Annotated in this window: 11 protein-coding genes and 1 tRNA gene; 5 read left to right on the top strand and 7 right to left on the bottom strand. The window is 60.2% G+C overall.

Annotated elements, in window-relative coordinates:
• Position 1: 1 nt before the first annotated feature.
• Positions 2-658, top strand: a complete 657-nt coding sequence (locus tag JZX88_RS26455) for an SEC-C domain-containing protein (protein ID WP_173995666.1) — start codon at positions 2-4, stop codon at positions 656-658.
• 116 nt (positions 659-774) lie between these two features.
• Here JZX88_RS26455 and JZX88_RS20230 read toward each other — a convergent pair whose 3' ends face one another.
• Together JZX88_RS20230 and JZX88_RS20235 are read right to left on the bottom strand one after the other, a co-directional pair.
• Positions 775-2,943, bottom strand: a complete 2,169-nt coding sequence (locus JZX88_RS20230) for a ParB/RepB/Spo0J family partition protein (protein ID WP_173995665.1) — start codon at positions 2,941-2,943, stop codon at positions 775-777.
• A gap of 175 nt (positions 2,944-3,118) precedes the next feature.
• Complete coding sequence (locus JZX88_RS20235; protein ID WP_206914546.1) at positions 3,119-4,312, bottom strand: DUF932 domain-containing protein; 1,194 nt, start codon at positions 4,310-4,312, stop codon at positions 3,119-3,121.
• Between the two features lie 368 nt (positions 4,313-4,680).
• Between JZX88_RS20235 and JZX88_RS20240 the strand changes: the two genes are divergently transcribed.
• On the top strand, positions 4,681-5,187 hold the full coding sequence (locus tag JZX88_RS20240; RefSeq protein ID WP_206914547.1) for a hypothetical protein: 507 nt from the start codon (positions 4,681-4,683) through the stop codon (positions 5,185-5,187).
• Between the two features lie 23 nt (positions 5,188-5,210).
• Complete coding sequence (locus tag JZX88_RS20245; protein WP_206914548.1) at positions 5,211-6,518, top strand: hypothetical protein; 1,308 nt, start codon at positions 5,211-5,213, stop codon at positions 6,516-6,518.
• A gap of 66 nt (positions 6,519-6,584) precedes the next feature.
• Here JZX88_RS20245 and JZX88_RS20250 read toward each other — a convergent pair whose 3' ends face one another.
• Genes JZX88_RS20250 through JZX88_RS20265 form a run of 4 tightly spaced genes read right to left on the bottom strand, consistent with a single transcriptional unit; the run spans position 6,585 to position 10,713 of the window.
• Positions 6,585-8,579, bottom strand: coding sequence for an ATP-binding protein (locus JZX88_RS20250; protein WP_173995662.1), 1,995 nt, complete (start codon positions 8,577-8,579; stop codon positions 6,585-6,587).
• A 1-nt stretch (position 8,580) separates the two neighbouring features.
• Complete coding sequence (locus tag JZX88_RS20255; protein ID WP_173995661.1) at positions 8,581-9,969, bottom strand: SIR2 family protein; 1,389 nt, start codon at positions 9,967-9,969, stop codon at positions 8,581-8,583.
• Between the two features lies 1 nt (position 9,970).
• Complete coding sequence (locus JZX88_RS20260) at positions 9,971-10,414, bottom strand: PIN domain-containing protein (protein WP_173995660.1); 444 nt, start codon at positions 10,412-10,414, stop codon at positions 9,971-9,973.
• Positions 10,411-10,713 carry a hypothetical protein gene (locus JZX88_RS20265; protein ID WP_173995659.1) on the bottom strand — a complete coding sequence of 101 codons (303 nt, stop codon included), beginning with the start codon at positions 10,711-10,713 and terminating at the stop codon, positions 10,411-10,413. Before JZX88_RS20265 ends, JZX88_RS20260 begins: the two co-directional genes overlap by 4 nt.
• Positions 10,714-11,061: 348 nt before the next feature.
• Between JZX88_RS20265 and JZX88_RS26315 the strand changes: the two genes are divergently transcribed.
• Positions 11,062-11,190, top strand: coding sequence for a hypothetical protein (locus JZX88_RS26315; protein ID WP_256436378.1), 129 nt, complete (start codon positions 11,062-11,064; stop codon positions 11,188-11,190).
• A gap of 19 nt (positions 11,191-11,209) precedes the next feature.
• Entirely contained in the window at positions 11,210-13,015 is a 1,806-nt protein-coding gene (locus tag JZX88_RS26460) for a recombinase family protein (RefSeq protein WP_173995706.1), read from the top strand.
• Here JZX88_RS26460 and JZX88_RS20275 read toward each other — a convergent pair.
• Positions 12,972-13,048: transfer RNA gene (locus JZX88_RS20275), tRNA-Met, on the bottom strand. The genes JZX88_RS26460 and JZX88_RS20275 overlap by 44 nt on opposite strands.

Genomic DNA, 13,048 nt, shown 5'->3' on the forward strand with positions numbered 1-13,048 from the left:
CGTGCCCGCCATCAGCACCGACCTGTTCAAGAAGAGCTATACGACCGTGCCGGAGGAGCTTGGCCCGGCGATCCTGGAGTTCTGCGACGGCATCGATTCCGACACCATGCCGCTCTACGTTTCGGTCCGGGCCGAAGACGATGCGCAACCATCCGAATGTTTCAACAATGTCACGGCCAAGGTGAGCCGTGATGGCGGATCGCTCGTCTATGGCTGGCTGATCTGGGAATGGCCGCGTGTGTTCATCGAGGCGGAACATCATGCCGTCTGGGAAAAGGACGGGGTGCTGACCGATATCACCCCGCCGATCAACGGCGAGACGAACATCCTGTTTCTTCCCGACCCCACCCGCACATACGATTTCGTGGGACAAAGGCGGCTGATCAATATCAAGAAGAGCCTCGGTCTGTTTGCGAGCGTTCCGGACTGGATACGGGCTGCCGACACATTGCAGAGAACGATCGAGCGGCATTCCGTCGGAAACCAGTTCACCATGGATCGCGACCATCTCGCGGCGCTCGGACGAGACGTCCAGCAAAGCCTTGGCGCGGTCTTCGTCGATCTCGCCCGCAACACTGGACCGAATGACCGCTGCTTTTGCCAGAGCGGCAAGAAATTCAAGAAATGCTGTTCGCCATTGATACAGCTCCACCCCTGAATTGTCCGTCGGAATGATGGAGCCAACATGAGACAGGGCGCTCCGCCGGACAGCGGAACGCCTTGTCTGAAGGGCAGCAGAAATGCGGGGTCGATCATATCGGCCCCGCGTCGCGACTATTCGGCGGCGACCATCGCTATACGATCATCGTCGTTGTCGGCATTGTCCATATCGTCCTCATCCTCGCTGGCGAGGAAATCGGGCAACGCTTCGCCGCCGCCATCTGCTTCGACCGTTGCGTCCACCGTGGCCTCCGCGATCACCTCGCCATCGAGATCGGCAAGCCGTAGCGGCTCGGGCAACCAGCCGGTATCTGCCAGCAGCCGCTCCGCCTCCGTGGCCATGTCACCCTTCTTGAGATGGGCGATCAGATCGGCCGCCCGATCGCCGGCGCCTTCACGGACGGCCGCAAGGATGCGAGGTTTGGTCACGCGGCCGAGATAGTTCTCGACCGTGGGACGAAAGCCGACATCCACCATGTCCAGACCAGTGGCGCGCGCCAGCCGATCGGCTTCGGCCATGCGGCGGTCAAGCCCCGCCTGTGAAATCCCGGTGGCGCTGTGGGGATTCGGACGCTCATAAAGCGCGTTTATCCCGTAGGCGACACAATGGGCGAGCAGCGCCTGGCGGCTGGCGTTGTCGAGCACGGCAAGCCAATCCCAGAGCGCGTCATCGTCGGCCGGAATATCCGCCTTCCAGTCCTCATGCCGCTGGGAGACGGACTTCGCATACGGAGCATCGGCGAGATCCTTGCCCTGTTCACGAAAGAAGACGTGGTTGACCGAGGCTTGCAGGCTCGCGCCCGACGTGCTGGTGCGCTGGAAGGTATCGCGGACCAGCTTGTGCAACAGGGCTGTAAGCGCGACATGCGGATTGGCGCCGACCGCATCGCGGAGCGCGAGTGAGCGATGTGCAGTCAGTTCGACCACAAGCCGTTCGGGCAGCGGCTTGATGACGTCTTCCTCGTCATCGTCCTCGGGCTCGACCGGCAGGCCGCCAATGGTGATGACGGCGCGCTGGATGACGCCGTCAGTGTCGATTTCTGCAGCAACGACATCGGGATCGCCGTTGCCCTCTTGGCCATCGATGACGAGCGGAGCTTCATCCTCGGGACGGACATAGCCACGATCGACCACCAGATCACCATCGCGATCGATGCTGACGAAGACGCCGGCGCGGGCAATCTCAGCCGGATGGTAGATCACCGGACGCTGCTCGAAGGCGTTGAGCGCCTGTTCGACTTCGCCAAGGCGCTGATCGATCTCGTCGGGCAGTTCGTCGGCTTCTCCATATTCGGCCTCGAGACGGCAATATTCGTCACGCAGAGCCTCGCGGGCAGTACGCTCCTTGTCGGTCAGATCGGCAGCCGTGCCGACGATCTCGCGCAGGCCGTCATTGTGGCCATAGGGGAAGTTGACGGCGATCTCGACCCACTTCCAACCTTCGCCAGCGATTTCCTCGGCGATGGTCTTCAGCTTTTCGCCGACCAGCCGATCAAGCAGGACCGGGTCTTGCAGCCAGCCACCGTTGTCGTCCTCGAACAGGTCGCGCAGAACGTAGCCTCCCGCCGCCTCGTAGGCGTCGATACCGACGAACACGGCGCGCTTGTCGGATGCGTGTACCGCAGTCTCGGTCAGCATGCGGCGGATCTGCCAAGGCTCCTTCTGCCAGCCATCCTTGATCGCCGCCCAAACCTGCTCCTGGCGAACATGATCCTCAGAGACGGTAAAGGCCATGAGCTGCTTCAGCTCGATGCCGTCTTCGGCATAGAGATCGAGCAGGACTGGCGAAACAGAGGCCAGGCGCAGGCGCTGCTTTACGACATTGACGTCGATGAGGAAGGCGGCGGCGATGTCTTCCTCGCTCATGCCCTTGTCGCGCATGGTCTGGAAAGCGCGATACTGGTCGAGCGGATGGGGCGGAATGCGTTCGTGATTCTCGGCGAACGAGATCTCCTCCATCAGGATGTTGCTGGCGGCATCGCCGACGACGCAGGGAACCGGCGCTGTCTTGGCGAGGCGCTTCTGCTTCACGAGGATCGCGAGAGCCTGATAGCGGCGACCGCCGGCAGGAACCTCGAACATTCCGGTTTCCTGTCCTTCAGCGTCGAGGACTGGCCGGACGTGAAGGCTCTGGATCAGGCCGCGACGCGCGATCGAGACCGCAAGGTCTTCGATCGAAACGCCGGCCTTTATGCGGCGGACGTTCGATTGGCTTAAAACGAGCTTGTTGAAGGGGATGTCGCGCGAGGACGACAGGGTGATTTTTTGAGTGGCAGTAGCCATCGGGATAATCTCCGCGACGGGCGGTCGGGAGCCTCTCTCTCGACCTCCAACCCGTCACGAAGCGAAGCGCCGCCCTCTCACTCTATGAGGGCAGCGCCACGCAACCGGACAAACGGGAAGGCACGAACGCGCAAAGCCGGAAATACGGACATCCGCATCTCCGGCTTCACGGATTTCAGGCTGCGCAATCGAGCAGCTTCTTGGCCTTGGCCTCCAGGTCGAGGCGGGCATCCTGATGGGGCTTGTCGCGTGCGACTGCGGTGATCCCCTGCACGAAATCGAAAATCGACGCGGGCGGGCGGTCTTCTTCCGCCAGCACCGTGTCGATGATCTTGCCAGTTTCGGCCTTGGAGAAGCCACGCCGGCGCAGGAAGTCGGTGCGATCCTCGTCGCTCTTCGCAACGATCCGCTCGCGGGCGGCCTTGATGCCGTTGATGAAGGGCATGGGAGAAGAGTTGGCGAAGTTCAGCAGCGCCGGAGCCGCCTCGTGGGCGAAGCGGGAGGCCGCATACTTGCTGTGGCGGATCGAGATTTCCTCGAAATTCTCGACGCCCCACAAATTGCGATTCTGGCAGACCGCGCGCAGATAAAAACTTGCCATGCCGAGCGTCCTCGCCCCGACTTCCGAGTTCCAGCAATAGAAGCCGCGGAAGTAGAGATCGGGCGAGCCGTCCGGCAGACGCCCGGCCTCAATGGGGTTCAGATCATCGACGAGGAACAGGAACACGTCGCGGTCGCTGGCATAGAGCGTCGTCGTGTCCTTGGTGATGTCAACGTGCGGATTGTAGATCCCGGTTGACCAGTCGAGCACCCCCGGCACCTTCCACCGGGTATCGCCAGCGCCGTTGCCGGCGATGCGCTGCACGGCCTCGACCAGCTCATAATCGTAGATGCGCCCATAGTCCGAGCCAGTGACGGCGCGAAGCTCGATGCGGCCATCATCGGTTTCGAGCGTCTTGATCTGCTCTGCCCGATTGGAGGTCAGGCCATATTGCAGATTTATACCCGCAAGGGCCGCCGGGAGCTGGCGCAGATAGGCGGCCGGAGCACCGACTTGGGCTGCGAGCTGGCCGAAGCTCCAGTGCGTCGGCGCCACCGGCATGTCCGAACCGGGCAGGATCAGGGGCAGCCGCTCGGCGTCTGCGCGGCTTGCCTCCACATGGATGAGCGCGCTTTCCACCACGCGTGTCCGGCTACGCTCGGCCCGGTTACGCACGGAATCCATCAGTTCGTTAAGTGACAGATAGCGTTCGTCCGCCGGGCGCGAGAACCATTCGGATGACACGCGGCCGATCCGTTCGCCGCGGCTGACATCCACTTTGTAGCCACCGTTCGCGTCACGACGGCCGTCCAGGATCTGCATATTCATGAGACCAATCTCCATGCCGGGCGCCGGAGACCTCTTCTCCGACCCTTAACCCGTCACGGACACCCGGCCCCCCTCTTCCTCTAGTGGGGGCGTTGCGGGGTCTCCCCGCAGAAGGGGGTGTGCCGGCGACCGTGGCGCCGGCCAGGGGGAAAGCTTTCCCCCGGGGACATGGCCATGATCACGCTCACTCTGCGTTCGCGATTCATAAGAACTCTAACAGCATGAGCCACCACTGTTTTCCCAGACAAGCACGCCAAGCCGTAGGCTATGATCACATGGGATTCTGGTATTTAGTGACATCGGAGAAGAGTTTGGCATCAATGATACTAGCGGAAGCCCATTGCTACCAAGACGAACGGGGGGGGAATATGACAAAAGCAGTTGATGAGACCCACAGGAAGACATCCAAGAAGCCTTATAACGAGCGTTCCGATCTCGAGAAACTGCAATCGCAGTGGAACAAGCTGTCCGGGCTCCATCTGAGGGATGAGCCTTCCGCCGCCATCGTGCGATGCGCCACGGCGGCTGAAATAGCTGCGAACTACGCAATTCGAACTGAATGGGCTCGCCAAACCGAATTCGATGCGGCGATTATCGATCAGTTCCTGCGGTGGGCGAACGGTCTGCACGGCAAGGTGACGCGCCTGTTTGTGCCCGTTTACTTTGCTCACCCGGCCAAGAGCAAAACCGCGAAATCACTCATCAAGTCGGCTGAGAACATCAATGCTGTTCGAAACGGGGTCGTGCATCAAGGTACGTTCAGCAATGCGAAAGAAGCCGAGGCCGCTATTGCTGAAGCGAAGACGTTCATCAACTTGATCGTTGGCCTTTCAATTTCCGACTTCGACATCACCGCCAAGACGAGTACAAAATAGTTGGGGTCTTTTTGGGGGGATGGATGAACGTGGCGAGTGCAACTGCCGAATTGTGGGATGTCGACGTCACGATCGGCCTGACGACCCATACAAAGCACAGACACGTTCCTAGTCCGGTATCACCGCATTTCGAAGCGCCTCAGGCCGCGTCTACCCTGACGTTCTCTCCCGTCGCGCTGGCGGCGGCGGTCGCCAGAACGGCGACGACACGTCAGGCTCGACCACAACTGCTGGCGGGCCTTCAGAAGAGCGCACTCGCGCAACTGGAATGCTTGATCTCGAACACGCCGATGTTCGAACTCACGGATGACTTTGCGGACCTCGCCGACACCGAACGGACGCTGTTCACCGCGCGCTGCGGAGCTGGAGTAACCGATCTCTATATGAACGCCTTGGGATATGTCTGGCGCGCGAACGCGGCCTGCCTCTCCAACGCGTTCGATCCGCACGCGGATTTTCTTTACGATGGCGGGAACGCTGAGGGTCACGGTGTCGTGCTGGCTGAAGCCCACGGTTCATTCGCGGCCAGCGCCACGGCAAAGACTGTCGCCGCGCAAGCAAAGCGCAAATATGCAAGGCAGGTGAAACCCTATGTGAATGTGGGGTCGCCCTTCGGCCACGTCATCCACGGCTATTCCGTAGCCTTTGGCTCGAAGCCGGGCACGTCTGGCGCCTTCCTGAGCATAGCCGAAACGCGGATTCCGAAACCAAGGAAAAAGGCTCCGCCGCCCGCGAGCCAGCCGCCTGTTGGCCGCGGCGTGACAACGCAAATGGCGCTGGCGACGCACCGGTCGAACTTCTTGCTGATGGGCATGAGCCCCATCGTCAACTGGATCGATTGGATCAATACGGCTGGCGAGTTTCCCGTGGAATCCGGACCAGTCACCTTTGTTCGATTTCCCTATGCCGGCCGTTGGTATCTTGGCAACGCCTTCTCGATCTGGCCAGCTCTTCGCCCCTATTGGTGGCACGATGAGCTCTGGGACGATCCGCATTGGCGACGGCTTGCCATTCGAGACAATATCGTTCGCGGTTTGCTGGGTGAGACGGTTGGTTGGTTCGTCATGGAGGAGACGGCCTGCAGGGCATTCCTCGACAGCCTCACTGGTATGATCCGAGCCGGCGGTGGCGATCGTCCCGAACGACTCGACCTGCCCAGCTTTGATCCCGCTGGTTTCGGTATTCGCGAGGACAGCCGAGGTCGGCGTGCCGACGGCTCTGACTATAATTACGCGCTGTTCCGCGATGGCCTGGCCTTGGTGGGCGATCCTTTTTGCCCGCGAAAATTCGAGACGAGGCGATGGTCGCCGAAGGAGGGATTCGAGAGCTAGCGGCGATGCATCAGAGGTCCGGAGAGCGCATCGTATATGCCTCAAAGACTGAGGCAGTTGGCTTTTCTATGCTCCCCAAGCGTCGATGATTGTGCCCAGCGGAAATGGGGTCTTTTCCTTCGACCATTCATGATACGGCGCTGCTGTCTGGCTGTATGGGCCGGGCTCCGGCCGATCGAACTGGACGCGCGTCGGGATATGGAATGCGCTTCCAAAAACGATCGCCTCGCCTGACGACAATATCGTCACCTGGTCGAGCAGACGCCGCGCCTGCATCGGGATGATCCGGCGGAAATGGTCGATGTCGTCCGGGTTTTGCAGACGGTGGCTGATGAAATTGGCGCACTGGCTGATGATCGTCTGACTGATCTCGCTCGGCCGTTGGCTGGCGATGATGAGCGACAGTCCGAACTTGCGCCCTTCCTTTGCGATGCGCTCATAGGTCAGCCGAGCCAGCCGATGACCGCGATCCTCGTCGGCACGAGCCGGCCGGGCGTAATTGTGCGCCTCTTCCAGGACGAGTACCCATGGGTGCTTGTAGCGTGACGCCGCGGGCAAGCGTTCCCGCGCTTCCAGCAGCACGCGCCCGATGACGGCGCAGGCATAGGGAAGCACTTCGTTGCTGAGCATCGAGAGGTCGAGCACAGACACCTTCGGGCCTGTGGCGGCGCCCAAACCGAAGCGAGCGAACCAAGTTGATAGATTGGCGATCGCAGTGTCAGCGTCCTCATAGTTCAGGAATGCGCGCCACCGCTTGTCGTCGAGGCGGGTCCTCAAACGCAGCTTCAGCGTCGTCAAATGGGCGTCCACCCTGAACGTGTCTTCCTTCGACACCGCGCGATTGATCAGAGACGGATCGGTCAGCGTCGAACGTGCAATCGGGATCGGTGTATCTGCGGTGCGCGCGCCTGCCTCCGCCGTATCGCTGCCGCCAACAATCTTGATCCGTATGGCGTCTTTGAGCTTCTCCGCTTCGGCAGCAATCGCAGCCTGATTGCCCATCACGTCCTGATTGTACTGATCGACACTGCGATGAGCCGTGAAAAGGGCCTCGAAGACTGCGGTGTCGATGTCGGTATCAGCCAGATGGCCGACGATGGCATCGCAGTAAGAACCGGCGAACTTCCTCTTCACTTTCGTCAGTTCGCTGAGAAGCTGATCGAGCGCGCTCATCGCATTCTGAAGCGAACCGAGGCTGGCGGCAGCCGTAGCGTTGCCACCCTTGGCAATCGCCCACCAGTCCTTCAGTACGGGCTCCTGCGTCTGTTCCGATGCGCTCAGCCAGGCGCAGATCTCTTCCGCGTTCAGGAACCAGAGCGGGAGGCTGAACTCCTTGCCATTGAGATAGATGCGATCCGGCAGGCGTGTCTCGGCCACAGTAGCGGGAAAGGCTTTGGCGTATTCACCATTGATGTCGAGAATGAAGACGTGCGGTTCCTGGGCAGCACCATCGAGTGCCTTCATTGCCTTCTGGATAAGGCTCGTCACTGAGAAGGATTTCCCTGAGCCCGTGTTTCCAACGATCGCCAACGGCCTGGAGAACAGGTCATTGTAGGATGCCCGCACGACATTGCGCGCCTGGCCAGTCGGAAAACCGATTTTCAGGTCGTAGTCGAAATCCTTGTCATCATAGCCTTCCGGCCTGTTGCGACGGGGTGGGATCTCAAATATCGCACGCAGGATGTCGGGCGATCCGATTTCTGCCGCTGTATCCAACGTCGGCAGAACGGATATCCCGGGACTGAAAGACGGCTCATCATCGGCGTGCTCGATGGTGCCCAACAACTGCACACTGGCAATCCGACGTGGCTTCATAAGTTCCAGACTAAGATCATCTCCGCTGGAAGGGTCGAAACTTTCCCGCGCCTCGAGGTCGGTGATGATGCCGATGACGGTTTCGCCCGCGCCCAACGAGAAGGTGAGATAAGCATTGATGGCGATCGCTACCTGAACCCCATCGAGGGTCGCCCGCAACGCCGAACGGGTCTCGGGCAGCAATTCCACCTTAACCCGGAAGCCCTGAACTGAAACGATGTGGCCGATAAGACGTGGATTATCCATCCTACACCGCCGGATCAGGTTCGGTCGGCGTCGTGGAGGAAGCAATCTGCCTCTCGAAACGCCGCAGGCGCAGGAAGTCGTCCAGCCATTGCACGTCGGGCATTACCGAGCGGGCGAAATCGTCAAAGGTGGCGTGCTTGAACTTGGCAGCAGCAAAGGCGGCGTCGGTTGGGGTTAGCACGAAAGCGCGTTTGCCGAGATCCTTGTAGCGGCGTATCCGCTCGATGACCGGGCTTGCTGGATTAGGCTCAACGACGAGCATCACCAATGAAGGATTCATGAGCGCGTTTTCAATGATACGGCTGACATGATCGTCACCGAAGCCGTAGCCGAGAACGAGCAGGAAAGTCTGCGGGATACCAAGACGAACCTGAAAGGACCGGAAGAGATGCGCGTAAGGCATCGTCAGGGTCTGCGCGAATTTGTTGGCCGTCGGCAGAATTCCGACCGATCGCGTCCCCCCTGCCAAATCGACGAGTGCGGCCGCCTTCTCGTCCGCCTTCAGTCCGGCATAGGTTCTGAACGGGGCAAGATCGGGATGCCGCGCACGCATCTCGCCGTCCTGCTCAAACCAGTGAATGGACCCATGTAGCTTGTAGAAGTGCAAGAACTTGTCGAAGCGCCTTACGCGACCTTCCGCAACCTCACCCGGATAATAGATATCGAGCCCGTAAACCGAAGGATCGAAGCGGGCAGCGGCGCGGCCGGTGAATCCATCGAAATACTGGATACCGAGAAGCTCAAGGGCCTGCTCGAAGAGGGTGTCGTAGTTCAACGTGAAAAGATGAGTTCGGCCGAGATTGCTGTCGCGCGCCACGAGCTTGGAGAGAAACGCAAGCTGCGGAGCGATCTCGCTTGCCGACTTCGCTTTGGCCGTATCGGGCAAGGACAGCGCGCATTCGGCGAAAATCGACATACGCAGACGATGAACGAGCCACTTGAGATCGTCCAGGCTCGGTGCTGGCGTGCCCGGCCAAGAGACACCGGAGAATGGCGCGTCCTTCGACTGTCCAACGACGAGTGCGTTAGCAACAAAGGACAGCCAAGCCTCGAACCCCAGCGCCGGCTCGTCAAGAAGATCGGCCATCGAAACGGCATCCTGCCGCGCCTTGATGATCGGGCTGATAGAGGCCGGCACATCGGGAAGAGCCTCAATCGTCGCAAAGACGGCAGTTTCGAGGTTCGCCATCGTCTTGCCGCCCGCCGAAACCGACGTGCCGGATCCCGTCAGAACGACGAGGTTTTCCATTCGCAACCATTCGGAGATCAGAGCTTGGAGGCGAATGCGGCCTTGTTTCTGGTCGAGCCCAAGCAGAAGATCGCCGGCGTTGCCGTCTTCCGTCAAGCCAATGAGCTGATACTCGATAGGTACAGGCGGCGCAGCCGTCATTTTATTCTCCCCCCTCCAAACCGCCGCGCAGCGGATTTATGATCTGGAGCCCCACGAAGTCTTTTTCGTTGTCCGTTACAACCACGCAGTCATTTGCGCCTGCGACGGCCGCAATAATCATGTCGAGACCACTGCGGGGGCGGCCAGCCATTTTACCCTCAGCCATGAGTCGCGCCCAAAGCAGACCGGCCTTATCGTCGAAGGACAGGATACGACCGGCAAACAGCGCCTGCGGCCCCTCTGGCCCCGCGAACCAGGCGTCGAGGCTGTCACGTTTCTTGCCTCGCGGCTTTTCCAGAATGCCGCGCCGGATTTCGGCGATTGTCAGCGAGGCAATAAACAGATTCTCGTCGCGCTGCTCGCCCATCCAGGCCAGCAGCGACTCCGATGGCTTTGGCTTTACGATGTTGCTGATGATGTTGGTGTCGAGGAGAAAGCGCGTCACAGATCGACCTTGCGCCCCTCTTCACGGGGACGGGAAAGGTCGAGTTCGGCGCCGACAAGCGGCGAACGCCGCAGGGCCGTGAGGATATTTCCGGGTTTGGGCGGCTTGCCGCCGACGGCTGTCTTGACCGCCAAACGGACGTCTTCCGCTTCCGGGCCTTCCTCAGCCAGGCGACGCGCAAGCGTGCGGATCAACTCACGGTCGGATTCAAGCGCCATGATCTCGAAGCGAGTGAGACCTCGCTGCGTCAGGCGCGTGCGATAATTCTGCATCGCTCTTTTCTGTGCGGCATTGCCCATGACTATCCTCCATGCTATATCTGGATATATAGTCCAGATTTGTAGCGCCGACAAGTGAGGACAGGATGGCAGAGCGAGTTCCCGACGATCTCGGAGGGCCGGAAAGCAGGCCGGACCAACGTCAGTATTTTCCGTCTTCTATGACGCGCTTCGCTACGCCAGATTTCGCCTGGACCGACGACGACGCGACTGGTGTCGCCGAATATTCGCCTCTGATTGCAGTTGCTTATACTCCGGTTCACGCCAATCTTGAAGCCGATCTACTTGCAATTGGCTTCGAACGGCGCAACGATGAATTCTGGCAAACGCCCAAAGCAAAGGAGTACGCTTCGGCTCAACGAGCCGGAATTGACGCTCTTGCGCCGTGGCGACGGTGCGGACCCGCGTCTGGTCGAGCTGGTTCGCCTGCTCGCCCGTCGTGCCGCGCGGGAAGCATTCGAGGAGCAGACGAAGGAACGCCGAACGACGCGCTCCTGATGTCACAGGAGAGTGCGTTGTGAAGGTTGCGATCTACGCCCGCTATTCATCCGACAATCAGCGCGACGCTTCGATCGCCGACCAACTCCGTGTCTGCCGCCTTCATGCCGAGAAACAGGGCTGGCAGGTCGTTGAGGAATACACCGATCACGCGATCTCCGGCGCCTCTCTCCTCCGTCCCGGTATCCAGGCCCTGATCTCCGACGCGACCCGTGGCCGTTTCCGCTATGTCTTGGCCGAAGCCATGGACCGCCTCTCACGCGATCAGGAGGATATCGCCGGGCTGTTCAAGCGCATGGCGTATTCAGAGGTAAAGATCGTCACCCTCTCGGAGGGCGAGGTCACGCATCTGCATGTCGGCCTCAAGGGCACGATGAACGCCTTGTTTCTCAAGGACCTGGCCGACAAGACACGCCGTGGACAGCGTGGGAGGGTCGAATTAGGCAAGTCGGGAGGCGGAAACGCCTATGGCTACGATGTGGTCAAGAAGTTCGACGGAAACGGCGAGCCGGTCCGTGGTGACCGGACCATCAATGAGTTTCAGGCTGGTGTGATCCGCCGAATCTTCCACGACTATGCCGCAGGAAAATCGGCCAAGCGGATTGCCTTCGAGCTGAACAACGAGACCATCCCCGCGCCGGGGGGCGGCGATTGGGGCTTTAGCACGATCAATGGCAACCCGAAACGCGGCAATGGCATCCTCAACAACGAGATGTATGTCGGCAAACTGATCTGGAACCGCCAGCGCTTCATCAAGGACCCGGACACGGGCAAACGCCAGGCCCGGATGAACCCGGAGGCAGACTGGATCATCCAGGACGTGCCGGAGTTGCGCGTCCTCGACGATGATCTTTGGCAGGCCGTGAAGGAGCGCCAGAAGACAGTCAAGCAGAACCGGAACGACGATAACGAGACCGAGAACCATTTTCGCGAGCGCCGGCGTCCCAAATACCTCTTCTCGGGCCTGACCAAGTGCGGATGCTGTGGCGGTGGCTACTCGATGATCTCAAGCGATCTGGTCGGCTGCTCGACGGCGCGCAACAAGGGCACCTGCGACAATCGCAAGAACATCCGGCGCGACCAGCTTGAGGCGCGCGTTCTCAACGCGCTTCGCCATCATCTGATGGAACCGGAATTGTTCAAGGAATTCTGCGACGAATTCACCCGTGAGATGAACCGGCTCCGCATGGAAGGGCGAGCGTCGATCGACGCAGCCGAAGCCGAGACGAAACGGATTGACCGGGAGCTCGACAAGCTGATGAAGCTCATCATGGCCTCCAGTGACGGCGATGCTCCTACCCGCATGATGAAGCAGATGAAGGAGCTGGAGGCCCGTCAGAAGGAACTGACGGCTTTCCTGCAAGAAGCAGAGGAACCGCCGCCCCTCCTGCATCCGAACATGGCGCATCACTATCATGTTCAGGTCGATGAACTGTATGCGGCGCTTCAGGAGGATTCGGAAGCGAAGAGGATGACGGCCGCCGACGTGATCCGCTCGCTTGTGAAGGACATCATTCTGACGCCAGAGGACGGCGAGTTGAAGATCGATGTGCGTGGCGATCTTGCGGGTATCCTTGGGATTTCACTCAAAGTCAAAAGGCCAGCCGGAGTGGCGGGCCGATCGCAAGTTGAGATGGTTGCGGGGACCGGCATTGGCCAGAACTTGGCCGGTTGCCAAGCTTCGATGGTTGCGGGAGGGCGCAACCATCAGAACTTGCGGACGCAAAAAAGCCGCCCGGTTGGGGCGGCTGATGTGCGCGAATTGGCATCGCAATTTGAGATGGTTGCGGGGGCAGGATTTGAACCTGCGGCCTTCAGGTTATGAGCCTGACGAGCTACCGGGCTGCTCCACCCCGCG

Origin of the sequence: Agrobacterium sp. OT33 (assembly GCF_017313365.1) — a bacterium.
Taxonomy (GTDB): Bacteria; Pseudomonadota; Alphaproteobacteria; order Rhizobiales; family Rhizobiaceae; genus Agrobacterium; species Agrobacterium rhizogenes_A.